This is a genomic window from Microbacterium aoyamense, assembly GCF_023155855.1.
GTDB lineage: Bacteria > Actinomycetota > Actinomycetes > Actinomycetales > Microbacteriaceae > Microbacterium > Microbacterium aoyamense.
Genome location: NZ_JAKNUT010000003.1, coordinates 88,279 through 114,078 on the forward strand (window position 1 = coordinate 88,279; position 25,800 = coordinate 114,078).

Consider the following 25,800-nt stretch of genomic DNA (forward strand, 5'->3'; position numbering starts at 1 on the left):
GGCTCTTCTTCTATGCAGGCAGGACGAGCGACAGGAGGAACACCCACACGCAGACGAAGGCGAGCATCCCGAGACTGTATTTGATGGATGCCCGCAGGATCTCAGCTTCGCGTCCGACCAACCCCACCGCGCCGGCGGCGATCGCGATCGACTGCGGCGAGACGACCTTCGCGACCGCGCCGCCTGCCGTGTTCGCGGCGACGAGCAGCGTCGGATCGACGCCGATCTGCTGCGCCGTGATGGTCTGCAGATGCGCGAAGAGGGTGTTGTTGTTGACGACCGAGCCCGTGATGAAGACGCCGAACCACCCGATGATGGGCGAGAAGAGCGGGAAGAGGAGCCCGACGGCGGCAAGGGCGTTGCCGATGGATGCCGAGCCACCCGAGTAGTTCGCGATGTTGGCGACCACGAGGATGAGCGCGATCAAAATGATGGGGCGCCAGAGTTCGCGGATCGTCGCGGCGAGCTGATCCCACAGGTCGCGGGACTTCAGCTGCGGCGTCGTGAAGAACGTGATGAGCACGGCGATGAGGATCGCGGTGCCGGTGGCGTTGACCGGGGTGAACGCCCACGTCGTCGCGACGGGATCGGATGCTCCGGACGGCACGATGACGCCGGTGACACCCGGGATCGGCACGGCGAACGCCAGCCACGACAGCGCGCCGCCGGGGGCGAAGAGCGCCTTGAACCAGGGGATCGACCACACGAAGATGACTCCGGTGAGGATGTAGAACGGGCTCCACGCGACGACGACGTCACCGAAGTCGTACTTCTTCGGCTCCGGCGCGACACCGCCGTCTTCGCGGTAGATGCGGGTCGGCTTCCAGACGCGGCCGACCATGAAGATCACGACCATGCCGATGAGCCCGGGCAGGATGTCGGCGAGCTCCGGACCCAGGAAGAGCAGGATCGCCGCCTGCACGGCGCTGAAGGCGGCACTGACGGCGAGCGTCACGGGCCAGGTCTCGCGCACGCCCCGCCAGCCGTCGAGGATCATGACGAGGATGAACGGCACGGCCAGCGTCAGTCCCTGCAGGACGAGAACCATGTCGACCGTGAGGTCCATGACCTCGACGCCGCCGACCTGCGCGCCGACGATGACCGGGATGCCGATCGCGCCGTAGGCACCGGCGGCGACGTTGGCGACGAGGCACAGCATGGCGGCTTTGACCGGTCCGAACCCGAGCTGCACGAGGAGTGCCGCGCAGATCGCGATCGGCACACCGAAGCCCGCCGCACCCTCGAGGAACGCGCCGAAGCAGAAGCTGATGAGCAGCACTTGGATGCGCTGATCCGGCGAGATTCCCGAGATGCTCGCCCGGATGATCTCGAACCGCCCGCTCGCGACGGCGAGTTTGTACAGCCACACCGCCATGACGATGATGTAGGCGATCGGCCAGATGGCGGTGAGGATGCCGAGCAGGCTCGCCCCGGCGATCGAGCCGATCGGCATCCCGTACGGCCAGATCGCGACGACGACCTCGAGGGCGACCGCGATGAGTGCGGCCGTGATGCCCTTGAGCTTGAAGACCACCAGGCACAGCAGGAACACCAGGATCGGGATGACGGCGATGATCGCCGACAGCCACAGCTGACCCGTCGGATCGATGGACTGCTCCCACATGACGTGTGCCCCCGCTCGCTGGTGCCGCTCGCGGTCACCCTATCGACGCATCCGGCGCGGGCGCCAGAGACGCACGCCTGCCGGGCACAGACCGATCACGCCTCTGACTACGCTGAGGCCGTGGACCCTGTCGTTGCGACGCTGTCGATCCTCGTGCTCGCGATCGCCGCCTTCGTGAGCAACCGCGTGCCCCTGGGCATCGTGGCGATCGGCGTCTCCCTCGCGCTCTTCTTCACGGGGGTCCTGACGCTGCCGCAGGCGCTCTCCGGGTTCGGCGACCCGACGGTGCTGTTCATCGCGGCGCTGTTCGTCGTGAGTGAGTCGCTGGATGCCACGGGCGTCACGGCGTGGGCGGGCCAGATCGTCATCGGCCGGGCCGGCACGAAGCGGACACGGCTGCTGCTGGTCATCGGCGTGCTGGTCGCCGTGCTCACGGCCGTCATCAGCATCAACGGCGCCGTCGCGGCTCTGCTGCCCCTGGTCGTGGTCGTGGCGTCCCGCGCCGGCATCCCGACCTCCCAGCTCCTGCTGCCGCTCGCCTTCTCGGCGCACGCCGGATCGCTCCTGCTGCTCACGGGCACGCCGGTGAACATCATCGTGTCGAACATCGCGGCCGAGAACGGGGGGCGCGCGTTCGGCTACTTCGAGTTCGCGCTCGTGGGGCTCCCGCTGCTCGCCGGGACGCTCATCATCATCGCGCTGTTCGGGGCGCGTCTGCTCCCGTCGCGCAACGGCGCGGTCATGCCCACGGATCTCGTCCGGCATGCGCGCCTGCTGCGGCAGCAGTACTCGCTGAGCCTCGACACCGGCACCCTGCTCGGACCCGTGAACGGCGTGACCGAAGTGGTCGTCCCGCCGCGCTCGCCGCTCATCGGCGTGAAGCTGTGCACCGGTATGGCGACGCCGAGCGGAGACCTCGTCCTGCTGGCCGCGCGTCGCGGATCGGAGCAGCTCAAGGGTCAGGACATCGTCGTCCAGGCCGGCGACGCGCTTCTGCTGCAGGGCACGTGGGACGACCTCGCACGCCACACCGAAGCGCCGGATGCCAAGGTGCTCGCCGTCGCGGCACCCGCCCAGATCCGTCGCGCGGTCCCGCTCGGCCGCGGGGCGAAGCGCGCGATGGTGATCCTCGGGCTCATGGTGGTGCTGCTCGCGACCGGGATCGTGCCGCCCGCCGTCGGCGCTCTGCTCGCGGCATCCGCCCTCGTCCTCACGCGCACCGTCGCGGTGGCGCAGGCCTACCAGTCCATCTCGTGGACGACGATCGTGCTCATCGCGGGGATGATCCCGCTCTCGACGGCGTTCATCCAGACCGGGACGGCCGATCTCGTCGGCGGCTGGCTGCTCGGGCTCGTGGGCGGTGCGGGGCCCCACGTCGTCCTGCTCGTGCTCGTTCTGCTCACGATCGTGCTCGGTCAGTTGATCAGCAACACGGCGACGGTGCTGATCATCGCACCGATCGCGGTATCGATCGCGGCGACGCTCGACCTCTCGGTGCAGCCGTTCATGATGGCGCTCACGGTCGCCGGAGCGGCGGCGTTCCTCACGCCCATCGCGACGCCCGCGAACCTCATGGTCATGGAGCCCGGCGGATACCGGTTCGGCGACTACTGGAAGCTGGGGCTGCCGCTCGCGCTCTGGTTCCTGGTCGTGGCCGTTCTGTACGTGCCGGTGGTGTGGCCGTTCTGACGTCGGCGTGTCGCGCGCCGCAGAGCATGTCCGCTCTCACTGATGAACTTCCGGTTCACAGAGGGACGACGGTCGCCGTGTCGAACTTCCCGTTCACACGCCGTGTGGCGGCGCTCCGGTCCCGTCGGCGGAGTGAACCTCCCGTTCACACACCGGACTGACAGGGGCCGGCGGAAGCGTGTGAACCGGAAGTTCCATCGCGCTGACAGACAGTCTGAACGGCGAGCGGCTCAGCGTCGCGCTGGTCGGGAGCCGCCCGCCGTCGGGAGGGGTCAGGCGGCGGACCAGCCGCCGTCGGAGGCGAGCGTCACGCCGTTGATGTTGACGCCGTCGTCGGACAGCAGGAAGGTGATGGATGCCGCGAGCGCATCAGCCTCGACGGGGTCCGTCATGACGGCCATGCCCGTCTGGATGCGGCCCGCACCGAGCGGAGACGCGAACGTCGCCTCGATGTTCGTGATCGTAGGCCCTGGGGCGACGGCGTTGACGCGGATGCCGTTGGGTCCGTACATGAACGCGCTCGACTTCGTCAGCCCCACGACCGCGTGCTTCGACGCCGTGTAGGCGGCGCCGGCCGCGGATCCGCGCAGCGCGGCCTCGGAGGCCGTGTTGACGATCGAGCCGCCACCCTGCGCGATCATCGTCGGAATGACAGCGCGCATGAGCTTCATGGTGCCGGTCACGTTGACCTTCAGGACGCGGTCCCAGACGGCATCCGTCAGATCGCCGACCGGCGTCATGTCGTCCATGATCCCCGCGATGTTCGCGAGACCGTCGATCGTGCCGCCCGCGGCATCCACGATCCGGGCGACGCCCGCGTCGTCGGTGATGTCGGCGACGAGAGCTGTGATGTCCGCGCCCGGGTGATCGGCGACGAACTCGTCGAGGCGCTCCTGGCTGACGTCGACCGCGATGACGCGACCGCCCTCGCGGGCGATGCGGGATGCCGTCGCCCGGCCGATGCCCGAGCCTGCGCCCGTGACGATGTGCGTGCGGCCGGTGAAGCGGCCCTGGTCGAGCCGCTCGGTCCACTCGCGCAGGGGCACCTCGTCTGCGGCGGAGACCTCTTCGGCGTCAGTGGGTGCGGAAGCGCCGGCCGGCACGTCACCCGCCGCGGCACGACGGACGAGGTCGTCGAGCATCTCCTGCGTGAAGGCGCCGCGGCTCATCTTGACGAGGCGCTTGATCGCGAGGCGGCGCACGGGCTTGAAGACTTCGGGGGTCTGCCCGCCCTGCGCGAGCATGTCGGTGAGGATCGCGTTGCCCGCCGGGTCGGCGAGCCAGTCTGCGATCGAGGAGTCGCCCGTGAGCGGCTTGGTGGTGCCCATGATGTTTCCTTTCTACCGGACAACCGTGTCCGGTTATAGGCTACACCCGTGCCGTCGAAGGAAGAAGAGTCGCCGAAGCCCAATCGCGGGCGCGCGGCCGGCCCCTCGAACCGGCGCGCCCTGATCTCGGCCGCTCGCGAGGTCTACGCCGAAGAGGGGCTCAGCGCGCCCTTCAGCGCCGTCGCGAAGCGCGCAGGCGTGGGGCAGGGGAGCCTCTACCGGCACTTCCCCGATCGCACGGCGCTCGCCGTCGCCGTGTTCGAGGAGAACGTGGCCGATCTCGAGGCCTACACCGCGCCCGATGGCCGCACGATCGACGATCTGCTCGACCGCGTGGTCGCCCAGGCGATGGTGTCGACGGCGTTCATCGACCTCATCACCGCCGACCTGCACGATGCTCGGGTGCTGCCCTTGGGTCAGCGCTTCGCGGCGGTCGTCGCGCGCCTCGTCGCCCGCGAGCACGAGGCCGGGCACCTCGGTGCGCACATCGATGCCGCCGACGTGATGATGGCGACGGGGATGCTGGCGACCGAGCTCGCGAGGACGGATGCCGCGGACCGCCCGGCGGCGGCGCGCCGCGCGCGTGCGCTGTTTCGGGCCGCGTTCGCGCCGCGCTGATCGTCAGGGAGCGAGTAGGCGGGCGAGGAGCTCGAGAGCCTCGGACTGCGGGACCGATTCGTCCAGCATCCACTGCGTCTGCAGGCCGTCGGATGCCGCGATGACGAGGGATGCGACGGCATCCGGATCCACGTCCTCGCGCATGCGACCGGCAGCCTGGTCGCGCAGGACGCGCTCGACGAGATCCGCGCGGACGGCCGCGAAGCGATCGGTCGCGAACGCGGTGGCGGCGGGGTGCCCCGCCTCGAGCGCCGCCGCGACGAGGGTCGAGTAGAGCTGCACGAGCCCCGGAACGCCGTGGTTGTGGCGGGCGGATGCCGTCATGATCTCGACCGGGGAGGCGTCGTCTGCGTGGGGATGCTCGGAGTCGCCGCGACGCTCGGCCTCTTTGTAGACCTCGACGAGCAGGTCTTCGCGGGAGGAGAAGTAGTGGGTGAGCGCCGCGTGCGAGACGCCGATCTCCTGCGCGATCGAGCGCAGGCTCGTGCCCTCGGAGCCGCGGCGTGCGAACACCTCGATCGCGCGGTCGAGGATCTCCTGCCGGCGCGCGAGACCCTTCGCGTACGAGCCGCGGGGGCGGCCGGCGGCTGGGCCGTCGGGGGCGTCATCGGGCATGGTGAGATCCTAGCGACTAAAAACCTCCGAGTGGAGGTATTTGTGCTAGCGTACTCGACAAGCGCCGGGAAAGCCGTGCGCGTCGACGACGACCGCCGAGAGAGGTAAACCCATGACGGCACTCACTTCCGTTCAGCTCTTCACCGTGCGGGAGGCCCTCGAGTCAGATCTCGACGGCACCCTCGCTGAGGTCGCGCGGCGCGGCTTCACGGCCGTCGAGCCCTACGACTTCGTCCGCCGCGCCGACGCGCTCGCGGCATCCCTCGCGGCCAACGGCCTGACGGCGCCCACGGGCCACGGGTTCCTCGCGTCGACGACGTTCGTGAACCCCGACGGGAGCGACACCGACAACGCCGTCCCGACGCCCGACGAGGTCTTCGATGCGGCCGAGACGATCGGCATGACGACGATCATCGACCCCTACACGCACCCCAACCGCTGGGAGACGCGCGAGCAGATCGAAGAGACCGCACGCCGCCTGAACGCCGCCGCCGAACTCGCCGCGGCCCGCGGACTGCGCGTCGGCTACCACAACCACGCGCACGAGCTCGAGGCCGTCATCGACGGTCAGACCGGCCTCGAGCTGCTCGCAGAGCTGCTCGACCCGCGCGTCAAGCTCGAGGTCGACCTCTACTGGGCGGCACGGGCAGGTGTCGACCCCGTTGCCCTGCTCGAGAAGCTCGGCGACCGCGTCGTCGCGGTGCACGTCAAGGACGGCACGCTCGACGCCGAGGCGATCAAGGCCTACCCGCCGGCCGACCAGGTGCCCGCGGGCCAGGGTGTCGTGCCCCTCGAAGCCGCGATCGCCGCGGCATCCGCCCTCGAAGTCGCCGTGGTCGAGTACGACGCGTTCGACGGCGATCTGTTCGACGGAATCGAGCAGAGCCGCGTCTTCCTCGACGAGCGGGTCGCGGTCTGATGGCGAACCCGATCGGCGTCGGCATCATCGGCGCGGGCAACATCAGCGACCAGTACCTGACGAACCTCACGAGCTTCCCCGACGTCCGCGTGCTCGCGATCGGCGATCTGCTCGAGGACCGCGCGCGTGCGCAGGCCGAGAAGTACGCAGTGCCGAAGGCGGGCGGGGTCGATGTCGTGCTCGACGACCCGGACATCCAGATCGTCGTGAACCTCACGATCCCCGCGTCCCACGTCCCCGTCTCCGAGGCCATCATCGCGGCCGGCAAGCACGTGTGGAGCGAGAAGCCCATCGGCACAGGCCGCGACGAGGCGCGTGGAATGCTCGAGAAGGCGGATGCCGCGGGCGTGCGGGTCGGGATCGCCCCAGATACGGTGCTCGGGCCGGGGGTGCAGACGGCCAAGCGCGCGATCGCGCGCGGTGACATCGGTCGTCCGCTCTTCGCGACGACGACGTTCCAGTGGCAGGGGCCGGAGATCTTCCACCCGGACCCGGCGTTCCTCTACGCGCGTGGCGGTGGGCCCCTGCTCGACATGGGCCCGTACTACGTCTCGACGCTCGTGCACGTGTTCGGTCCCGTCGCCGCGGTCGCGGCGCTGGGTCTGAAGGGCACGGAGTCGCGGACCGTTCAGGTCGGCCCGCTCGCGGGTACGGAGTTCCCCGTCGAGGTCCCGTCGACCATCTCGGTGCTCATGCAGTTCGAGCAGGGCGGTCAGGCCCAGAGCCTCTACAGCACGGATTCGCCGCTGCGACGCCAGGGCATCGTCGAGATCTCCGGGACCGAGGGCACGCTCGTCATCCCCGACCCGAACACGTTCGGGGGCGAGATCACGATCACGCGTGCGCTCACCGAGATGGTCATTCCGCCGGCGCCGATCGTGCAGCGCGTGGACGACGTCGCTCAGGAGGGCGTGCTCACCGGTCGCGGTCTCGGCCTGCTCGACATGGCGCGGTCCATCCGGGACGGTCGCCCGCACATCGCGACGGGCGAGTTCGGCTACCACGTGCTCGACACACTGCTCTCGATCGAAGAGGCGGTCGAGAGCCGCGGTTTCGTCACGGTCGACAGCACGATCGCCGAGGCCGGCTCTCTCGGCGCCGACTTCGATCCCTACGCCGCGACCCTCTGACCGACCGCGGCAGTCCGACCGGAAACGCCGCTCTCGGCATCCCGGTCGGAGAATGTCACTCACGTCGGAGCTCTCAGCCGTTTCGGCTCCGACATCGGCGACATTCTCCGACCGGGATGCAGGCGCGAGCCTCACGGACTCAGTGCTCGGCGGGTGTGCGTCGAATCAGCCGGCGAGCCCCGGCCAGATCTTGGGCATCGCCTCGAGGATCTGCTGCACGCAGATCGCGAGCAGGATCAACCCGAAGAGCTTCTGGAAGATCTGCATCCCGGCCGGGCCGAGGAGCTTCGCCAGATACGGTGCGAAGAAGAAGATGACGGCGGTCGCCACTGCGGAGATCACGATGATGAGGATGCCCCACAGGTAGTCCGTGAGCGCAGGGTTGTCCTTCGAGAACGCGATCACCAGTGCGATCGCGCCCGGTCCCGCGACGACCGGCATCGCGAGGGGGACGATCGCGGGCGATCCCTCGTTCGTCGTCGGGAGGATGGAGCCTTCGCGCGTCATCATGGCCCATGCGATGGTCGCCACGAAGAGGAAGCCGGCGATCTTGAGCGCGGGGACGCCGATGCCGAAGAAGCTCAGGATGAAGGATCCGAGGATGAGCGACACCGCGAGCACCGCGAAGACGCCGACGCCCGTCATGAGCGCGATCCGCCGCTGCTGGGCGCGCGTCTTGCCCTGAGTGACGCTCAGGAAGACCGGGATCGTGCCGATCGGGTTGCAGATCGTGAACAGGGCCACGCCTGCCGTCACGAGCGTCGTCTCGTCGATGTCGGGCTCCCTCCGCCGCGGTTCATCGTAGCGGGGGGAGCCCGGCGCGGCTCATCGCGCAGCGCGGGCGAGATTCGCTTCGAGCTCGTCCTTGTTCTGACGCACGACGTAGGCGGGCTGGTCGCGCTCGACGCGCCAGCTCTCGGCGACCGAGCCGATGTCGACCGTGTCGAAGCCGAACTCGTCGTAGAGGTCGGTCACGGCCGCGACGGCCTCGGGGAAGTCGCTCGCGGTCGCGAGCGCCCGACGATCGGCGCTGCCTGCGGGCGAGCCCGTCGTCAGGATGTCGCCGGACATGATGTGGTTGAAGGCCTTGACGACCTTCGACGTGGGCAGGTGCTCCTGCAGCAGCCCGGTCGTGGTCGCGCGCTTCTCGTCGAGTGCGGCGATGTGGCCGTCGCGCTCCCAGTAGTAGTTGTTCGTGTCGAGCACGATCTTGCCCGCGAGCGGCTCGACCGGCACGTCGTTCAGCGCCTTGAGCGGAACGGTCACCACGACGATGTCGCCGGCGGCCGCGGCATCCTGAGCCGTCGCCGCCGACGCATTCGCGCCGAGTGAGGCGACCGTGGCCGCGAGGGTCTCCGGCCCACGTGAGTTGCTGATCACGACCGTGTAGCCGCGGTCGACGAGACCCTTCGCGACTGCCGTGCCGATGTGTCCTGCTCCGATGATTCCCACAGTTGTCATGCGGGGGTGGAACGCCGGACCACGCCGATCATTCCCGTGTGACGCTGTGCGTCAGAGGCGCGACCAGGCTTCGGTCAGGACGCCGCGCAGGATCTGCTCGATCTCGGTGAACTCGCGCGGTCCGATCGTGATCGGCGGGGCGAGCTGGATGACGGGGTCGCCGCGGTCGTCGGCGCGGCAGTACAGGCCCGCCTCGAACAGCGCCTTCGAGAGGAACCCGCGCAGCAGCCGTTCGGACTCGTCGTCGTCGAAGGTCTCCTTCGTCACCTTGTCCTTGACGAGCTCGATGCCGAAGAAGTACCCGTCGCCGCGGACGTCGCCGACGATCGGGAGGTCCTTCAACTGCTCGAGCGTCGACCGGAACACCGGCGAGTTCGTGCGGACGTTCTCGAGCAGGCCCTCTTCCTCGAAGATGTCGAGATTCTCCATCGCGACGGCGGCCGAGACGGGATGCCCGCCGAACGTGTACCCGTGGTAGAACGTCGTGTCGCCCTTCGAGAACGGCTCGTAGATCTTGTCGCTGACGATCGTGCCGCCGAGCGGTGAGTAGCCGCTCGTGACGGCCTTCGCGAACGTGATCATGTCGGGCTGGTAGCCGTACGCGTCGGCGCCGAAGTAATGCCCGAGACGGCCGAACGCGCAGATGACCTCGTCCGACACGAGCAGCACGTCGTACTTGTCGCAGATCTCGCGCACGCGCTGGAAGTATCCGGGCGGCGGGGGGAAGCATCCCCCCGAGTTCTGCACCGGCTCCAGGAAGACGGCGGCGACCGTGTCGGGGCCCTCGAACTGGATCATCTCCTCGATGCGGTCGGCAGCCCACACGCCGAACTCCTCGATGCTGCCGGTCGGACCGCCCATGTCCTCGGCGCGGTAGAAGTTCGTGTTCGGCACGCGGAAGCCGCCCGGCGTGAGCGGCTCGAACATCGCCTTCATCGCCGGGATGCCGGTGATCGAGAGGGCGCCCTGCGGAGTGCCGTGGTAGGCGACGTAGCGCGAGATCACCTTGTGCTTGGCGGGCTGGCCCTTGAGCTTCCAGTAGTACTTCGCGAGCTTGAACGCCGTCTCGACGGCCTCACCGCCGCCGGTCGAGAAGAAGACGTGGTTGAGATCGCCCGGCGCGAGGTCGGCGATGCGGTCGGCGAGCTCGATCGCCGCAGGGTGCGCATACGACCAGATCGGGAAGAAGGCGAGCTGCTCGGCCTGCTTCGCGGCCGCTTCGGCGAGGCGCTTGCGGCCGTGGCCGGCGTTGACGACGAAGAGACCCGCGAGCCCGTCGATGTACTTCTTGCCGTTCGAGTCCCAGATGTGATGACCCTCGCCCTTGACGATGATCGGCACTCCGCTGGCATCCATCGTCGACTGTCGCGAGAAGTGCATCCAGAGGTGGTCCTTCGCCATCGCCTGGAGCTCCGCCTCGGTGCGGGCGTGGCGTTCGGTCGTGATCGACATTGCTGGCCTTCCTCAGCTGTTTTCGGATGCTGGTGCTCCCGACGTTACTCCCCGGGGAGGCAGCAGACCCAGCCGATGAGTCGGGGCTCGCAGGTCACGCCGGACTGTTCGTGCGGGCCGCGACCGCGACCTGCGCGACGCGCGGGTCGTCGGGGGTGACGGTGTGCGTGTCACCCGTGATGAGCATCCGCGTCTCGGTCTCGCGCTCGGCACACGACGGACCCACCCAGAGGGCGATGGCACCCGGTTCCACGATCCTCCGTCCGGTGACACCCGTGAACGCGAGTCGTTGCGTGGGCACATCGAACCGCACGAGCGCCTCTTCGTCCGGCTCGAGTTCGACGCGCGCGAAGGCCAGCAGCTGGGCCACGGGGCGCGTCACGCTCGCGATGTCGTCGCGCGCATAGAGCTGTACGACATCGGCGCCCCGGCGTTCACCCGTGTTGCGCACGCGCACCGTCGCCGTGAATGCCTCGCCCGCCGGGACGGCCGGATCGACCGTGAGCTCTTCGCGCACGAACGAGGTGTAGGACAGCCCGTGGCCGAACGGGAGGACGGGGGACGGGTCGGCGCTGGAGACATCCGTGAGTCCGCCCAGGGTCGGGTGGAGGTACGAGTACGGCTGCCCGCCCGCCGTGCGCGGCATCGAGACCGGCAGGCGCCCCGACGGCGTGACGGAGCCCGACAGCACGCGGGCGATCGCGGCACCTCCCTCTTCGCCGGGGAAGAAGCCCTGCAGCACCGCGGCGGGGCGTCGCTCTCCGTTCCGGTGGTGATCGTCGGTTCTGCGGGCGGCACCGAGTCCGGTCGTGGCCCCCGTGGCTGCACCGCGGGGCGGAAGCGCCCACCCGATCGCATAGGGGCGGCCGGTCAACAGCACCACGACGGTCGGCGTCCCCGTCGCGGCGACCTCCTCGACGAGTGCTCGCTGGACGCCCGGAAGCTCGAGCGAGTCGACGTCGTTCCCCTCGCCGACGGTGCCGCGACCGAACAGCCCGGCGCGGTCGCCGACGACGACGATCGCGACGTCGGAGCGGGATGCCGCGGCCACCGCAGCGTCGAAGCCGGTGCGATCATCGCCCTCGACGTCGCCGCCGCGTGCGTGCTCGATGACGACCTCGGGAAGCTCGGCACGCAGCGCCTCGAGGACGGTCGGCAGCTCGATGCCCGCCGGAGTGCCCGGGTGATGCGCGAGCACGTGATTGACGAACGAGTAGCACCCCATGAGCGCTTCGGTGCTGTCGGCGTTGGGGCCGATGACGGCGATCCGCGCAGCCGCGGAGGACAGCGGCAGCACCCCGTCGTTGCTCAGCAGAACGAGCGACTCCTCCGCGAGAGTGCGCGCGAGCTCCCGGTCGGCCGCGGCATCCAGCTCCACCTCGGCCGGGGGCGTGTCGAACGGGTCGTCCAGCAGCCCCAGGTCCTCCTTCTGAGTGAGGACCCGCGCGACGGCGTCGTCGACGACTTCCAGCGGCACGGCGCCGGAGCGCACGGCGTCGGCGAGCGCCGGATACGCATCGGCGCTGGGCAGCTCGACGTCGATCCCCGCCTGCAGCGCCAGCACGGCGGCCTCGGCCCGGTCCGCCGCGACCTGGTGCATCGTCTCGAGGAACGCCACCGAGAAGTAGTCGGAGACCACGACGCCGTCGAAACCCCACTCGCCGCGCAGGACCTCGGTGAGGTACCGCGGGGTCGCGCCGACCGGCACTCCGTCGATATCGGTGTAGGAATTCATGACGCTGCGTGCGCCGCCGTCGCGCACCGCCATCTCGAACGGAGGCAGCAGAACGTCGGCGATCTCCCGGGGACCCGCGTGGACGGGTGCGTGATTGCGGCCGGCGCGTGAGGCCGAGTAGCCCACGAAGTGCTTGAGGGTCGCGTGAACGCCCGCGGACTGCAGACCCGTGACGTACGCCGTGCCGATGACGCCGACGACGTACGGGTCCTCGGCGATGCACTCGTCGACGCGTCCCCAGCGCGGGTCGCGGATGACGTCGAGCACGGGTGCCAGCCCTTGGTGGATGCCGAGTGCACGCATCGCGGCGCCGATCCGCTCACCCATCCGAGTGACGAGCGACGGATCGAAGGACGCGCCCCAGGCCAGCGGGGTCGGGTAGGTGGCCGCCTGCCAGGCGGCGAGCCCGGTCAGACACTCTTCGTGCACGATCGCGGGGACGCCCAGACGCGTCTCGCGCCGCAGGCGGCGCTGCTCCCGCCACAGCCAGTTCGCGCGCTCGCGCGGATCGACCGGGCGCGTGCCGTAGACGCGGGTGAGGTGGCCGATGCCGTGGGCGACCGCCTCCTCGTAGCGAGTCGAGGTCTGCATCTCGCCCGCCATGGGTGCGACCACTTCATCGCCCTGATCCACCCAGAAGCCGACGAGCTGAGCGAGTTTCTCGTCGAGGGTCATGTCGGCCAGAAGCGCAGAGACGCGCGGCGAGCGCAGGCTGCCGGGCATCAGCCCTTCACCGCCCCAGTCAGGCCGCCGACGATCCGGCGCTCGAACAGGCTGAAGAACACGAGCGCGGGGATCATCGACAGCGACGTGAACGCGAGCACCATGGCGGTGTCCACCGAGTACTGCGTCGCGAACTGCTGCGTGCCCAGCGGCAGCGTGTAGAGGTTGGGGTTGTTGAGGATGAACAGCGGCAGCATGTAGCTGTTCCAGCTCCCGACGAAGGCGAGGATGCCGACGGTGATGACCCCGGGGATCGACAGGGGGAGGACCATGCGCCAGAAGAAGCCCAGTCGACTGCATCCGTCGATCTCGGCGGCTTCCTGGAGCTCATGGGGGATCGCCGCGAGGAACGGCACGAGGATGATGATCGTGATCGGCAGCGCGAAGGCGATCTGCGGCACGATGACGCCCGCGAGCGTGTTCGCCATGCCGAGATCGCGCACGAGGATGTACAGCGGGGTGATCGCGACGGTCATGGGGAACATGAGGCCCGCGGTGAAGACGGCGTAGATCGTTCCGCGCAGCCGGAACCGATAGCGGCTCAGGGCGAAGGCCGCCATGAGCCCGAGCGCCACGACGATGACCGTCGTCGCGAGTGCGGCCGTCGTGGAGTTGAGCACCATCTGCCAGAACACCCCCGACGTGAGCACCTCGAGGTAGTTCTCCCAGCGCCAGATCTCGGGGAGGCCCGACGGATCGACGGTGATCTCGGAGTTCGACCGGAAGCCGCCCACGATGATGTACAGCACGGGCGCGAGCATGAGCGCGACGAGCACGAACGCGACGAAGTAGACGAGCGCGATCGTGACCTTGCGGTCGCCGACGCGCCCGGTCTCGCGTCGTCCTCGCGCCGCCTTCGGCTGGACGAGTGTGGCCGTCGCTGTCATCGCGTGCCTCCTGTGATGGCTCCGGCGAGATCACGCCGGAGGACGAAGCGCTGGTAGACGAGCGCCACGATGAGCGAGATGACGAAGATGACGACCGCGACGGCGGAGCCGTAGCCGTAGCTGCCGGCCATCCGCCCGTTCGAGACCATGTACGTCGCCATCGTCGAGGTCCCCGCCGTCGACGAGACGTACTGACCCCAGATGATCCACACCAGGTCGAAGAGCTGCAGCGAGCCGATGATCGAGAGGAAGGCCCAGATCCGGATCGTCGGGCCGAGCAGCGGCAGCGTGATGTGCCGCTGCACCTGCCAGTACGACGCCCCGTCGATCGCGGCGGCTTCGGAGAGCTCGTCCGGGATGCCCTGCATGCCGGCCAGGAACAGGATGACGGCGAAGCCGATGTACTTCCACGTGATGATGACCATGAGGGTCCAGATCGCGATGGAGGGATCGGAGAGCCACTCCTGCGCGAGCGAGTCCAGCCCCGCCTTCTCGAGGAGGCCGTTGACAGAGCCGGTCGTGGCGAGCATGAGGCTCCACCCGATGCCGACGACGACCTCCGAGATCACGTACGGGATGAAGATGAGCACGCGGATGAGCGACTGGAATCGCATCCGGCGGTTGAGCAGGAGCGCGAGGCCGAGGGCGATCGGCCCCTGCATGACGAGGGACATCACGACGATGAAGGCGTTGTGTCCGAGAGCCTCGTGGAAGTCGGGGTCGGTGAGGATGACCCCGTAGTTGCGCAGTCCGACGAACTCGGTCGGCTGCCCGTAGCCGTTCCAGCTGAAGAAGCCGTAATAGGAGGCGAGCAGAACCGGGAAGATGACGAACGCGCAGAAGACGAGGAGCGCGGGAGCGATCAAGATCACCAGCTCGAGCCGCGCACCCCACCCGCGTCCCCGCCGTGGCCGCTCGGAGCGGCGATCGGCGGGCGGGGTGCCGGCCGGAGAGTCGAGCTCCCCGGCCGGCACGGGCGTGCCGGGCGCCGATGCGATGTCTTGCGACGTTGCGCGCACGGTAGCCATGGACGAATTCCTCAGGACTTGGCGGCCGCGGAGTTCACGGCGTCGACGATGTCCTGCGGGCTCGCCTTCCCGGCGAACATGTCGACCACGGCGACGTTGAGCGCGTTGCCGATGTTCTGACCGAAGAGCGTGTCGAGCCAGAGCACGACGTACGGGGCCTTGTTGTACGCGTCGAGGATGTTCTTCAGCGTCTCATCGGTCACGACGCTCTGTGCTGCGGTCGACGCGGGCAAGGTCTGGAAGGCCGTGGCGTACGCTTCCTGGTTCTGCTTCTCGACGATGAAGTTGAGGAAGTCGACGCACGCGTCGGGCGCGTTGACCCAGCACGAGAAGCCGTCGACGCCGCCCATCATGGCGCCCTCGCCGCCGTCTCCGCCGGGGACCTCGGGGAAGGGGAACCAGCGCAGGTCGGCGAGTGGCCGCTCGTCCGGCGTCAGCGACGCGATCACGCCCGGGTTCCACGCCCCCATGAGCTCCATGGATGCCTTGTGGTTGGCCAGAAGTCCGGCCGATGACGTCGCGCCCTGCTGGGCCTGTGTGGTGAGGAAGCCGTCGTTGAACGGGTCGGTCGCGAGGAAGTCCTCGAGGTTCTCGCCGGCTTTCAGCCAGCACTCGTCCGTGAACTCGTGGCTCGTCGCGACCTCGTCGAGCACGTCCTGCGAGCACGCGCGCAGCGCGAAGTTGTAGTACCAGTGCGCGGCGGGCCAGGCATCCTTCGCACCGACGGCGATGGGCGCCACTCCGGTCGCGTCGATGTCGGCGTCCGCCGTTTCGAGATCGGCGATCGTCGCGGGCGGCTCCGTGACTCCGGCCGTCTCGAACAGGTCGGCGGAGTAGAAGATGCCCGAGGGCAGGATCGACACGGGCACGCCGTAGTTCTTGCCGTCGATCGCGAACGCGTTGAGGGCGGCGCCGACGTCGTTCGTCGTCGCGCCGGTGAGGCCGGCGGTGAGGTCCTTGACCTGCCCTGCCGCCACGATGTCGGCGAGCTTTCCTCCGCCGCGGGCCATGAAGATGTCGGGGCCTTCGCCGGAGTTGAGGGATGTCTGGAGCTTGCCGTCCATCTCCTCGTTCTGGACCGACTGCACCTCGATCGTGACGCCGGGGTTCGCTTCCTCGAACGCGGCGACCGTGTCATCCCAGTACTGCTTGCCGTCGCCCGTGGTCGAGTTGTGCCAGAACGTCATCGTGACGTCCCCGCCGTCCCCCGTGTCGCCGCTGTCTCCGCCGGCGCAACCGGCGAGCGAGAGCGATGCGACAGCGAGAGCCGCCGCCGCCACGAGAATGCGCTTGCTGTTCATGCGATTCACCTGTTCTCTTCGTTGAGTGTGCGTGGTGTCCTGTAGACCGCGCGCCTGCCCGGATCCATCGCGAGGGAATGCTCGCATCGAGGACGTGTCATGCAGTGTGCGCGGGGATATGTTGCCGTGTCAAACGTTTTCGAAAATGTTTTCCATCCGATACGCTTCGCTGATCATGAGCCGCACCACGATCCACGACGTCGCCGCCGAAGCCGGGGTCTCGGTCGCGACCGTCTCGAAGGCCGTGAACGGGCGCTACGGCGTCGCGGAGGCGACCGTCACGCGCGTCCTCGCGGCGGCCGAGCGTCTGGGGTACGAGTCGAGCCTCGTGGCGAGCAGCATGCGTTCGCGCCGCACGGGGGTCGTCGGCGTCCTGGTCGCGGACTTCGAGCCCTTCAGCGCCGAGGTCCTCAAGGGTGTCGGTGCCGCCCTGCACGGCTCGGGGTACGACGTCCTCGCGTACGCCGGTGCGAGCCGCGGCGCTGTCGGGGGCTGGGAACGTCGGTCGCTGCAGCGGTTGTCGGGCACTCTCATCGACGCGGCCATCCTCGTGACTCCGACTGTGCTCGGCGCGACGGCCGACATCCCCGTCGTCGCCGTGGATCCGCACACGGGTCGCGCCGATCTCCCCACCGTCGAAGCCGACAGCCGCGGAGGCGCACTCGAGGCGACGCGGTATCTCATCGAGCTCGGCCACCGCGAGGTCGGATTCCTCGCCGGTCGAGAAGACCTCCGTTCGGCGGGTCTGCGCGAGGCCGGCTATCGCGCGGCACTCGCCGAGGCGTGCATCCCTTTCGATACGCGACTCGTCGAGCCGGGGCGCTACGAGCAGGAGGCGGCGCGCGAGGCCGCTCATCGACTGCTGCGGGCCGAGCGGCGACCGACCGCCGTCTTCGCGGCGAACGATCTGTCCGCTCTGGCTCTGCTCGAAGTCGCGGCGGAACTGGGCATCCATGTCCCGGATGCGCTCTCGATCGTCGGCTTCGACGACATTCCCGAGGCCTCGCGGCGATCGGTCCCGCTGACCACGATCCGTCAGCCGATGGGGCAGCTCGGTGCCGTCGCCGCCGAGCTCGTCGCCGCTCTCATGCGGGGCGAGACGCTGGACCAGACGCATGTCATCCTTCCCACGCGTCTCATCCCCCGCGCGACGACCGCGCCGCCCGCGTGACGGTCAGAGCCGCGTCGGGTCGGAGAGGAGGGCGTCGAAGGCCAACTCCGCCGCGCCGATGAGAAGCCGGTCGGCGGCGAGGGCGGCGGGGCGGATGACGAGGGCTTCGGCATTCGCCGACATCGACTGGCTGCGCACCGCCTGCTCGAACTCCGCGAGGTCGTGGTCGGCGAGCGTGGCGAGGAAGCCTCCGAGCACGATGATCGCCGGGTTCAACACGTTGACGGCGTTGGCGAGCGCCGTGGAGAGGATGCGACGCTGGCGGTCGACTTCGGCCAGGATATCGGGCGTGCCGGCCGTGGCTATCGCACGCGCGAGCGATCGATCATCGAGGTCGCCGCGCCCGACGGCGGCGACGAGTCGAGCGCGACTCACTTCGTCTTCGAGCACGCCGTCGCCGGCGCGACGATCGGCGGCTGCCGCGATGCCCGGGCGGTTCTGGCCGAACTCGCCCGCGTATCCGCCGGCGCCGCCGACGTGGTGGCCGTCGATGATGAGACCGCCGCCGATGCCGCTCGCGCCGCCGTTCAGATAGACGACGTCGTCGATGCCGGCCGCCGCGCCGTAGAAGTGCTCCGCGAGCGTACCCAGACTCGCATCGTTGCCGACGACAGCGGGCAGCCCGGTCGCATCCGAGACCAGATCCCGAAGCGGCACGTCACGCCAGCGCAGGTGGGGGGCATCGCGCACGAGTCCGTCGGACGCGCGTACGAGCCCGGGCACCGCGACACCGACACCGACGACGCGGCAACCGACGAGTTCGTCCTCCCGCCAGCTCGAGATCCGTCGCGCGACGAGCGCCGCGACCTCGTCAGGCGTCGGCACGTCGCTCACCACGATGCGCTCGCGCAGCCGCAGGCTGCGATCGAGACCCACTGCCGAGATCTCGAGGGCGTCGATCTCGGGGTTCGCGGCGATCGCGACCGTGTCACCGCTCGCCGCGACGAGCGGTGAGGGGCGGCCGACGCGGCCGCGGCGATCCGGTTCCCGCTGCTCGACGAGACGGAGACCCTCCAGCTCTGCCACCAGATCGGCGATCGTCGAGCGGTTCAGGCCCGTGGCCTCGGTGAGGCTTGCGCGGCTGAGAGGACCATCGCGATGGACGAGCTGCAGCATCCGCGCGAGGTTGCGCACCCGCACGCCGTCCAGGGACACGGCCGAATCGGTCATCGCTTCACTGTAGAGCTGATTCGTGGTTTTGTTGTGTCCGCCGCAAAACGCGGGTGAATCGAGGAGCTCATGGGGCGCTACCGGAATCCGATCCTCGCCGGGTGCCATCCCGACCCGAGCATCTGCCGCGTGGGGGATGCCTACTACCTGGTGACGTCGACCTTCGCCTATCTGCCGGGTCTGCCGATCCATCGATCGAGGAACCTCGTGGACTGGGAGCCGGTCGGTCACGCGATCCACCGTCCGGAGCAACTCGATCTCTCAGGGCTCGCGTCATCACGGGGTCTCTACGCTCCGACGATCCGGTTTCACAACGGGGTCTTCTACGTCGTGTGCACCGTCGTCGGCGCCGAAGAGGGTGGCGACACGTCCGATCGTCGTCTCGGACACTTCGTCGTCACGGCGACGGATGCCACCGGGCCGTGGTCCGACCCGGTGTGGATCGATGCGCTCGGCGGTTTCGACCCGTCCCTCACCTTCGACGGAGAACGCGTGTGGCTGTGCGCGACAGCGCCCGCGGTGCCGCTGGAGTGGCCGGGTCAGACCGACGTCTGGATCCGGGAGCTCGACCCGATCTCGTTCGCCGGGGTCGGCGAGCCGGTGCGGATCTGGGGCGGCGCCATGGCGGGCGCCGTCTGGGCGGAAGGCCCGCACGTCATGGCGCGACCGGGAGGGGGCTGGATGCTGGTCGCGGCCGAAGGAGGCACGTCTCGCGATCACGCCGTCTGCGTCGCATACGCCGAGACGATCACCGGTCCGTATGCGGGCGACCCGGGGAATCCGCGCCTGACCCACCGTGACCTCGGGGATCGCGCCGAGATCGTCGACGTCGGTCACGCCGATCTCGTCGAGGCGCCGGACGGTCGCTGGTGGGCGGTGCTGCTGGCCGTGTCGACGGCCAGGGGCGGCGCGAACGGCATCCTCGGCCGGCAGACCCACCTCGTCCCCGTCGACTGGGTGGACGGGCGGCCGTTCTTCGCCCCGGGATCGGCGCGTGTCTCGGCCGTCATGGCGGCCGACGGGATTCCCGACCAAGCGCCCCCGGAGACCCTGATCATCGACGACTTCGACGGGGCAGAGCTCGATGCCGCGTGGAACGCGGTCGGGCGGTTCCCGCAGCAGTTCGTCGATCTGCATGCTCGTCCCGGGTGGGCGAGGGTCTCGGCCTCCGGGGTCGAGCCGTCGGAGGTCGGGTCTCTCGCGTTCCTCGGGCGCCGCCTGGCATGGCCGCGCTGTCTCGTGCGCGCGTCGATCGAGCGATCGGGCGCAGGCCGAGCCGGGCTGCTCGCCAGGATGTCCGAGGACGCCTACCTGGAGATCTCCGGGACCGACGCGGGCGTCGCCGAGGTCGCGCTCGCCTCGGAGGGCTCGCGCGCGATCATCGCCCAGCGCCCCGGGGCAGCGGCAGCGGGGACGGTCGAGATCGCGTTCGACGGCCTGGATGCGGTCGTCGCGCTGAACGGGGAGCACCTCGCGAGGGTGGACGTGAGCGCCCTCGCGCCGACGGGCGACGGCACGTTCGTCGGAGTCTGGGTAGGAGTCTTCGCCGTCGGCGACGGCACCGTCGACGTCGACCGCTTCGAGCTGCGTGAAGGGGTTGGCGAGGCATCCGTCATGCGATAGGTTGTCTTTCGCAACATTTAGTTTTCAGCGCCGAACAGGAGCACCGATGCCCACCCCCACCCGCGACGACAAATTCTCCTTCGGCCTCTGGACCGTCGGCTACAACGGCACCGACCCGTTCGGCGGTCCGACCCGCGCACACCTCGACGTCGTGCACGCCGTCGAGAAGCTGTCCGAGCTCGGCGCGTACGGCCTCACCTTCCACGATGACGACCTCTTCGCCTTCGGGTCGACCGACGCCGAGCGGCAGACGCAGATCGACCGCCTCAAGGGCGCACTCGAGGCGACCGGCCTCATCGTCCCGATGGTCACGACCAACCTCTTCTCGGCACCGGTCTTCAAGGACGGCGGCTTCACGGCCAATGACCGCGACGTGCGCCGCTACGCCCTCCGCAAGGTCTTCCGTCAGCTCGACCTCGGTGCCGAGCTCGGTGCCAAGACCTTCGTCATGTGGGGCGGCCGCGAAGGCGCCGAGTACGACTCGGCGAAGGACATCCGCCAGGCTCTCGAGCGCTACCGCGAGGCGGTCAACCTGCTCGGCGACTACGTGACCGACAAGGGCTACGACATCCGCTTCGCCATCGAGCCCAAGCCCAACGAGCCCCGCGGCGACATCCTGCTGCCGACGCTCGGGCACGCCATCGCGTTCATCGACTCGCTCGAGCGCCCCGAGCTCGTCGGCCTCAACCCCGAGGTCGGCCACGAGCAGATGGCGGGTCTCAACTTCGCCGCGGGCATCGCGCAGGCGCTGTACCACGGCAAGCTCTTCCATATCGACCTCAACGGCCAGCGCGGCATCAAGTACGACCAGGACCTCGTGTTCGGCCACGGTGACCTGCACAACGCCTTCGCGCTCGTCGACCTGCTCGAGAACGGCGGCCCCGGCGGCGTCCCCGCCTACGACGGCCCCCGTCACTTCGACTACAAGCCCTCGCGCACCGAGGATGAGGTCGGGGTCTGGGACTCGGCGGCGGCGAACATGCGCACCTACCTGCTCCTCAAGGAGCGCGCGGCCGCCTTCCGCGCGGATCCCGAGGTGCAGGAGGCGCTCGCGGCGGCCAAGGTCGACGAGCTTTCGACGCCGACGCTCAACGAGGGCGAGTCCTACGACGACTTCCTCGCCGACCGCAGCGCATACGAGGACTTCGACGCGAACGCCTACTTCAACGGCAAGGGCGGTGGCTTCGTCCGCCTGCAGCAGCTCGCGACCGAGCACCTGCTCGGCGCGCGCTGACCGCAGCATCCATCCAACCCGCGAGAACCCGACTGCGCGACGAGCACCCCGACCCCGATCGGGTTCTCGCGGCGCAGAAGGGTGCTCGCGGTCGAACGCCGAAGGAGTGAGCGATGACGCTCGTCATGGGAGTCGATTCGTCGACGCAGTCGTGCAAGGTCGTGGTGATGGATGCCGCGACAAGCGCCATCGTGCGCGAAGGGCGCGCGGCGCATCCGGCGGGCACCTCCGTCGACCCGGAGGCGTGGTGGTCAGCGCTGCAGAGCGCGATCGACGCCGCGGGCGGACTGGACGACGTCGCGGCGTGGGCGATCGGGGGCCAGCAGCACGGGATGGTGGCGCTCGACGCCGACGGGCGGGTCGTGCGCGACGCGCTGCTGTGGAACGACACGCGATCGGCGGATGCCGCGCACGAGCTCATCGCCGAATTCGGCGCCGAGACCCTCGCGCAGCGGACCGGCCTCGTGCCCGTCGCGTCGTTCACGATCACGAAGCTGCGCTGGCTGCGCGATCACGAGCCCGAGAACGCCGCGCGCGTGGCCGCGGTGGCCCTGCCGCATGACTGGCTCACGTGGCGGTTGCGCGGATACGGCCCCGCGGGCGAGTCGACGCTCGGTCCGGTGCTCGACGAGCTCGTGACCGACAGATCGGATGCCTCGGGCACGGGCTACTGGGATCCCGCGACGGGCGCGTACGACCGCGAGCTTCTCGTCGCCGCGCTCGGCCACGACGTCCTTCTGCCGCGCGTCCTCGGACCGGACGAGTTCGTCCTCGACGAGGCCGGACGACGCGTCGGCGGCGGCGCGGGCGACAACGCGGGCGCTGCGCTCGGCCTCGGTGCCGGCCCCGGGGATGTCGTCGTGTCGATCGGCACGTCGGGCACGGTCTTCGCCGTGAGCGAGACGCGCACGGTCGACCCGACGGGAACCGTGGCGGGCTTCGCCGACTGCACGGGGCGCTTCCTGCCGCTGGTCGCGACGCTCAACGCGGCGCGCGTGCTCGATGCGATCGCGGGTCTGCTCGCGGTCGATCACGAAGAGCTGTCACGCCTCGCGCTCGCCGCCGCGCCCGGTTCCGAGGGACTCACGCTCGTCCCCTATTTCGAGGGCGAACGGACGCCGAACCTGCCGGATGCGACGGCGTCGCTCACCGGCATGACGCTGGCGTCCACGACCCGCGAGAACCTCGCTCGTGCGGCTGTCGAGGGCATGCTCTCGGGACTCGCGGCAGGGCTCGACGCCCTTCGCGGCCTCGGCGTGCCCCTCGAACGCGCGCTCCTCATCGGCGGCGGCGCTCAATCCGACGCCGTGCGCGCGATCGCACCGCTCGTGCTCGGCATCCCCGTCGAGGTGCCGACGCCCGACGAGTATGTCGCGCTGGGCGCGGCGCGCCAGGCCGCAACCGTCGCCGCGTAAGCCTCGCGGGGCGTGCCCGCACGACTCGGGTTCGGGCGTGGGCGCTGGGTTGGCGGGGTCTGTCGTTCTTGTCGCCTGGTCCGACGGAGTGCGCCGACTCGGGTTCGGGGCATCCGGTGATACCGGAGGTCGCTGTCGCGAGTGGATCCGCTCGGCGAGAATGGGGCGATGGATGCCGCAGACCTCGACGACATCGCCGCCGAGCTGTACGCCCTGCCGCCGGCTGAGTTCACGGCAGCTCGGAACGCGCGGGCGATGGGCCCGCTCGCAGCGCAGGTGAAAGCCCTTCGCAAGCCGGTCGTATCGGCCTGGGCGGTCGACCTGCTCGTGCGGGCGGGTGGCCTCACCGACGCGCTCGAGCTCGCTGCCGCCCTGCGCGAGGCGCAGGACGACCTCGACGCGCCCGAACTCGCCCGCCTCGGCCGCCAGCGGCGCTCGCTCGTCGCGGCCCTCGCCGCGCAGGCGGTCGCTGCCGCCGGCGAGCACGACGTGACGGTGAGCGCCGCTGCGCGCGAAGACATCGAGAAGACCCTGAACGCGGCGATGATGGACGCCTCGGCCGCCGCCGCCGTCATGACCGGGCGACTCGTGCGCCCGCTCGTGGCATCCGGTCTCGACGCGGTCGATCTCGAGGGCGCCGTCGCGGGGTCGACTCCCGACGGACGTGCCACCGCGGCACCGAGCCGTGACGACCTCGCCGAGCGCCGCGCGCGGAAGGCGGCCGAGAAAGCCGCGCGTGAAGCGGACCGTGCTGCGAACGAGGCGACTCGCGAACTCGCGCGCGTCGAGGCGAAACGCGACAAGGCGCAGGAGCGTGTCGACCATCTGGCCGAGCGTCTCGACGACCTCGAGCGCGAGCTCGCGCGGGTGCGCGCCGATGCGGCCACCGCGCGGAGCGATCTCGAGCGCTGGGACCGCGAGCGGGAGAACGCCGCATCCCTCGCCCGTTCCGCCGAGAAGAAGGCGACGGCGGCGCGCGACGCGATCGACTGACGGCTATGGTGTGTGCGCTCTCTCTCGGCCATGATCGAGCCGTGCAGAAGAAGATCCTCGCCGCAGCCGCCGTGCTGCTCGCAGCCCTCGGTCTCGCAGGCTGCCGCGCGGAACCGGCGGTTCCGAGCGTCGCGACGTTCCAGGTCGTGGATCAGACGTTCAAGATCGAGCTCGACACCCCCGAGCTCGTGCAGCACGCGATCGACCTCATGAACCGGGAGGAGCTCCCCGCCATCCCGGTGGGAACCATCGTGCGCGACGATCCCTCCGTCAACGAGCCGTGGAGCTGGCACATCGATCCGAGGTCGCTCGAGTTCGCGGACTTCACGACCGAAGTCTGCGATGGGCTTCCCGAGTACGTCGAGGACGGCACGCTCACGAGCGACGTCTACTGCCCGTGGATCGCCGAGGTCATCGCGGTGGAGCCGGTGGACTGAGCGGAGGCCGCGACGCGATAGCCTCCGTTCATGGCGCGTTCCCCCCGGCACCCTGCGCATCGCGACCACCGCAGGGCGCACAGGTTCGTCGCGGGGTTCTTCGCCGCTGCGCTCGCGGTGATCGGCGGAGTCCTGGCATCCGAAGTCCTGCGCATCGGGGGTGACGCGCTCGAGCGCCCCGGAGTCGCGTCGTTCTACGAGTACGCCGACGCCGCGGTCGCAGGGGATCCGGGCACGATCGTCAAGGCCGATCCCCTGCTCGGTGCACCCTTCGCCGCGCGAGGGTGGCGCATCATGTATCGCTCGACCGACCTGAACGGCGATCCCGTCGTCGCGACGGGCGTCGTCGTCGTGCCGATCACGCCCGCCCCGCCGGGAGGCCGCACGATCCTGTCGTGGGCGCACCCGACGACAGGGTCCGCTCGGGAGTGCGCGCCGTCGTACGGCTTCGATCCCTACACGGGCATCGAGGGGCTGCGAGCGCTGCTGGATCGAGGTTTCGCCGTCGTCGCGACCGATTACACCGGCATGGGTGCCGAAGGTCCCGACTCGTACCTCATCGGCGCGACCGAGGGCAACAACGTGCTCGACGCCGCGCGGGCGGCGCAGCACGTTCTGGGTGACACCGTCAGCGACCGTCTCGTGCTGTGGGGCCACTCGCAGGGCGGCCAGGCGGCGCTGTTCGCCGCTGAGCGTGCGACCGATTACGCGCCCGAGTTCGACCTCGAAGCGGTCGCCGTCGCTGCTCCCGCCGCGAATCTCATCGACCTCATGAGCGCGCACCTCGACGACATCTCGGGGGTCACGATCGGCTCGTACGCGTTCTCGGCCTACTCCGAGATCTACGACGAGCCGATCGACGACATCCTCACTCCCGCGGCGATCGCGATCCAGCCGCAGATGAACGAGCTGTGCCTGCTGTCGAACATCGCCGAGCTCCACCGCATCGGCGAGCCCGTCGTGGGCGACTTCACGACGAGCGACCCGACGACCACCGAGCCCTGGGCGACGCTGTTGAAGGAAAACTCGGCGGGCTCCGTCGCCTTCGACGCCCCCCTGTTCATCGCGCAGGGTCTCGATGACGAGCTCGTGGTCCCCGAGGACACGAAGGACCTCGCGGAGCATGAGGCATCCCTCGGCATCGACGTGACGTATCACGAGATCTCGTTCGCGACCCACGGCACCGTCGCCTACCTCGCGATCCCCGGCCTGCTGCAATGGCTCGACCGCATCCGCGTGCGTTGATC

Annotated in this window: 22 protein-coding genes; 11 read left to right on the forward strand and 11 right to left on the reverse strand. The window is 69.5% G+C overall.

The annotated features are described in order from the left end of the window. Positions 1-10: 10 nt before the first annotated feature. The gene (locus tag MA876_RS09585; protein ID WP_248148165.1) at positions 11-1,624 is read right to left on the reverse strand and encodes an L-lactate permease; all 1,614 of its coding nucleotides are present in this window, start codon (positions 1,622-1,624) and stop codon (positions 11-13) included. Positions 1,625-1,744: 120 nt separating this feature from the next. Between MA876_RS09585 and MA876_RS09590 the strand changes: the two genes are divergently transcribed. Continuing rightward, positions 1,745-3,313, forward strand: a complete 1,569-nt coding sequence (locus tag MA876_RS09590; RefSeq protein WP_248148167.1) for an SLC13 family permease — start codon at positions 1,745-1,747, stop codon at positions 3,311-3,313. A gap of 272 nt (positions 3,314-3,585) precedes the next feature. Here the strand turns inward: MA876_RS09590 and MA876_RS09595 are convergent, their stop codons facing one another. Next, positions 3,586-4,641: an SDR family NAD(P)-dependent oxidoreductase gene (locus MA876_RS09595; RefSeq protein WP_248148169.1), complete on the reverse strand. Its 1,056-nt coding sequence runs from the start codon at positions 4,639-4,641 to the stop codon at positions 3,586-3,588. A 48-nt stretch (positions 4,642-4,689) separates the two neighbouring features. Here MA876_RS09595 and MA876_RS09600 point away from each other — a divergent pair, with 48 nt between their 5' ends. Next, entirely contained in the window at positions 4,690-5,259 is a 570-nt protein-coding gene (locus MA876_RS09600) for a TetR family transcriptional regulator (protein WP_248148171.1), read from the forward strand. Between the two features lie 3 nt (positions 5,260-5,262). Here the strand turns inward: MA876_RS09600 and MA876_RS09605 are convergent, their stop codons facing one another. Then, positions 5,263-5,874: a TetR/AcrR family transcriptional regulator gene (locus MA876_RS09605; RefSeq protein WP_248148173.1), complete on the reverse strand. Its 612-nt coding sequence runs from the start codon at positions 5,872-5,874 to the stop codon at positions 5,263-5,265. Between the two features lie 112 nt (positions 5,875-5,986). On the opposite strand from MA876_RS09605, the gene MA876_RS09610 reads away from it, so the two are divergent. Both MA876_RS09610 and MA876_RS09615 read left to right on the forward strand, forming a co-directional pair. Next, on the forward strand, positions 5,987-6,793 hold the full coding sequence (locus MA876_RS09610; RefSeq protein ID WP_248148175.1) for a sugar phosphate isomerase/epimerase family protein: 807 nt from the start codon (positions 5,987-5,989) through the stop codon (positions 6,791-6,793). Beyond that, positions 6,793-7,923 (forward strand): Gfo/Idh/MocA family protein, encoded by a 1,131-nt coding sequence (locus MA876_RS09615; RefSeq protein ID WP_248148177.1) that lies wholly within the window; start codon positions 6,793-6,795, stop codon positions 7,921-7,923. The genes MA876_RS09610 and MA876_RS09615 overlap by 1 nt, the downstream gene beginning before the upstream one ends. A 165-nt stretch (positions 7,924-8,088) precedes the next feature. Here the strand turns inward: MA876_RS09615 and MA876_RS09620 are convergent, their stop codons facing one another. The 7 genes from MA876_RS09620 to MA876_RS09650 all read right to left on the reverse strand — a co-directional run bounded on the left by MA876_RS09620 (position 8,089) and on the right by MA876_RS09650 (position 16,510). Further along, positions 8,089-8,679, reverse strand: coding sequence for a MarC family protein (locus MA876_RS09620; RefSeq protein ID WP_248148179.1), 591 nt, complete (start codon positions 8,677-8,679; stop codon positions 8,089-8,091). A gap of 69 nt (positions 8,680-8,748) precedes the next feature. Beyond that, on the reverse strand, positions 8,749-9,384 hold the full coding sequence (locus MA876_RS09625; protein ID WP_248148182.1) for an NADPH-dependent F420 reductase: 636 nt from the start codon (positions 9,382-9,384) through the stop codon (positions 8,749-8,751). Between the two features lie 51 nt (positions 9,385-9,435). Continuing rightward, a complete protein-coding gene (locus tag MA876_RS09630) occupies positions 9,436-10,836 on the reverse strand; it encodes an aspartate aminotransferase family protein (RefSeq protein ID WP_248148183.1) in 1,401 nt (466 codons plus the stop codon). Positions 10,837-10,930: 94 nt separating this feature from the next. Beyond that, positions 10,931-13,294 carry a beta-xylosidase/alpha-l-arabinosidase gene (locus tag MA876_RS09635; RefSeq protein WP_248148185.1) on the reverse strand — a complete coding sequence of 788 codons (2,364 nt, stop codon included), beginning with the start codon at positions 13,292-13,294 and terminating at the stop codon, positions 10,931-10,933. Then, entirely contained in the window at positions 13,294-14,181 is an 888-nt protein-coding gene (locus MA876_RS09640) for a carbohydrate ABC transporter permease (protein ID WP_248148187.1), read from the reverse strand. Before MA876_RS09640 ends, MA876_RS09635 begins: the two co-directional genes overlap by 1 nt. Then, positions 14,178-15,209 (reverse strand): carbohydrate ABC transporter permease, encoded by a 1,032-nt coding sequence (locus MA876_RS09645; protein WP_248148188.1) that lies wholly within the window; start codon positions 15,207-15,209, stop codon positions 14,178-14,180. The genes MA876_RS09640 and MA876_RS09645 overlap by 4 nt, the downstream gene beginning before the upstream one ends. A gap of 11 nt (positions 15,210-15,220) precedes the next feature. Then, complete coding sequence (locus tag MA876_RS09650; protein WP_248148190.1) at positions 15,221-16,510, reverse strand: extracellular solute-binding protein; 1,290 nt, start codon at positions 16,508-16,510, stop codon at positions 15,221-15,223. Positions 16,511-16,682: 172 nt separating this feature from the next. Here MA876_RS09650 and MA876_RS09655 point away from each other — a divergent pair, with 172 nt between their 5' ends. Continuing rightward, positions 16,683-17,681 carry a LacI family DNA-binding transcriptional regulator gene (locus MA876_RS09655; RefSeq protein ID WP_248148885.1) on the forward strand — a complete coding sequence of 333 codons (999 nt, stop codon included), beginning with the start codon at positions 16,683-16,685 and terminating at the stop codon, positions 17,679-17,681. A gap of 3 nt (positions 17,682-17,684) precedes the next feature. On the opposite strand, the gene MA876_RS09660 is transcribed toward MA876_RS09655, so the two are convergent. Beyond that, a complete protein-coding gene (locus tag MA876_RS09660) occupies positions 17,685-18,851 on the reverse strand; it encodes an ROK family protein (RefSeq protein WP_248148192.1) in 1,167 nt (388 codons plus the stop codon). A 69-nt stretch (positions 18,852-18,920) separates the two neighbouring features. Here MA876_RS09660 and MA876_RS09665 point away from each other — a divergent pair, with 69 nt between their 5' ends. The 6 genes from MA876_RS09665 (at position 18,921) to MA876_RS09690 (ending at position 25,798) form a co-directional block, all read left to right on the forward strand. Beyond that, positions 18,921-20,474 carry a glycoside hydrolase family 43 protein gene (locus tag MA876_RS09665; protein ID WP_248148194.1) on the forward strand — a complete coding sequence of 518 codons (1,554 nt, stop codon included), beginning with the start codon at positions 18,921-18,923 and terminating at the stop codon, positions 20,472-20,474. Positions 20,475-20,520: 46 nt separating this feature from the next. Further along, a complete protein-coding gene (gene xylA, locus MA876_RS09670; protein WP_248148196.1) occupies positions 20,521-21,708 on the forward strand; it encodes a xylose isomerase in 1,188 nt (395 codons plus the stop codon). Positions 21,709-21,821: 113 nt separating this feature from the next. Beyond that, positions 21,822-23,123 (forward strand): xylulokinase, encoded by a 1,302-nt coding sequence (gene xylB / locus MA876_RS09675; RefSeq protein WP_248148198.1) that lies wholly within the window; start codon positions 21,822-21,824, stop codon positions 23,121-23,123. 168 nt (positions 23,124-23,291) lie between these two features. Next, positions 23,292-24,116 carry a transposase gene (locus tag MA876_RS09680; protein WP_248148200.1) on the forward strand — a complete coding sequence of 275 codons (825 nt, stop codon included), beginning with the start codon at positions 23,292-23,294 and terminating at the stop codon, positions 24,114-24,116. Between the two features lie 41 nt (positions 24,117-24,157). Continuing rightward, positions 24,158-24,553 (forward strand): BP74-related protein, encoded by a 396-nt coding sequence (locus MA876_RS09685; RefSeq protein WP_248148202.1) that lies wholly within the window; start codon positions 24,158-24,160, stop codon positions 24,551-24,553. Between the two features lie 30 nt (positions 24,554-24,583). Beyond that, positions 24,584-25,798: an alpha/beta fold hydrolase gene (locus tag MA876_RS09690; RefSeq protein WP_248148203.1), complete on the forward strand. Its 1,215-nt coding sequence runs from the start codon at positions 24,584-24,586 to the stop codon at positions 25,796-25,798. The last annotated feature ends 2 nt before the right edge of the window (positions 25,799-25,800 follow it).

Excerpts from the sequence above, each read along its gene's own strand:
- MA876_RS09585 (WP_248148165.1), bottom strand. The coding sequence starts at position 1,624 with ATGTGGGAGCAGTCCATCGATCCGACGGGTCAGCTGTGGCTGTCGGCG.
- MA876_RS09595 (WP_248148169.1), bottom strand. The coding sequence starts at position 4,641 with ATGGGCACCACCAAGCCGCTCACGGGCGACTCCTCGATCGCAGACTGG.
- MA876_RS09605 (WP_248148173.1), bottom strand. The coding sequence starts at position 5,874 with ATGCCCGATGACGCCCCCGACGGCCCAGCCGCCGGCCGCCCCCGCGGC.
- MA876_RS09610 (WP_248148175.1), top strand. The coding sequence starts at position 5,987 with ATGACGGCACTCACTTCCGTTCAGCTCTTCACCGTGCGGGAGGCCCTC.
- MA876_RS09615 (WP_248148177.1), top strand. The coding sequence starts at position 6,793 with ATGGCGAACCCGATCGGCGTCGGCATCATCGGCGCGGGCAACATCAGC.
- MA876_RS09625 (WP_248148182.1), bottom strand. The coding sequence starts at position 9,384 with ATGACAACTGTGGGAATCATCGGAGCAGGACACATCGGCACGGCAGTC.
- MA876_RS09630 (WP_248148183.1), bottom strand. The coding sequence starts at position 10,836 with ATGTCGATCACGACCGAACGCCACGCCCGCACCGAGGCGGAGCTCCAG.
- MA876_RS09635 (WP_248148185.1), bottom strand. The coding sequence starts at position 13,294 with ATGCCCGGCAGCCTGCGCTCGCCGCGCGTCTCTGCGCTTCTGGCCGAC.
- MA876_RS09640 (WP_248148187.1), bottom strand. The coding sequence starts at position 14,181 with ATGACAGCGACGGCCACACTCGTCCAGCCGAAGGCGGCGCGAGGACGA.
- MA876_RS09645 (WP_248148188.1), bottom strand. The coding sequence starts at position 15,209 with ATGGCTACCGTGCGCGCAACGTCGCAAGACATCGCATCGGCGCCCGGC.
- MA876_RS09650 (WP_248148190.1), bottom strand. The coding sequence starts at position 16,510 with ATGAACAGCAAGCGCATTCTCGTGGCGGCGGCGGCTCTCGCTGTCGCA.
- MA876_RS09660 (WP_248148192.1), bottom strand. The coding sequence starts at position 18,851 with ATGACCGATTCGGCCGTGTCCCTGGACGGCGTGCGGGTGCGCAACCTC.
- MA876_RS09665 (WP_248148194.1), top strand. The coding sequence starts at position 18,921 with ATGGGGCGCTACCGGAATCCGATCCTCGCCGGGTGCCATCCCGACCCG.
- xylA (WP_248148196.1), top strand. The coding sequence starts at position 20,521 with ATGCCCACCCCCACCCGCGACGACAAATTCTCCTTCGGCCTCTGGACC.
- xylB (WP_248148198.1), top strand. The coding sequence starts at position 21,822 with ATGACGCTCGTCATGGGAGTCGATTCGTCGACGCAGTCGTGCAAGGTC.
- MA876_RS09680 (WP_248148200.1), top strand. The coding sequence starts at position 23,292 with ATGGATGCCGCAGACCTCGACGACATCGCCGCCGAGCTGTACGCCCTG.
- MA876_RS09690 (WP_248148203.1), top strand. The coding sequence starts at position 24,584 with ATGGCGCGTTCCCCCCGGCACCCTGCGCATCGCGACCACCGCAGGGCG.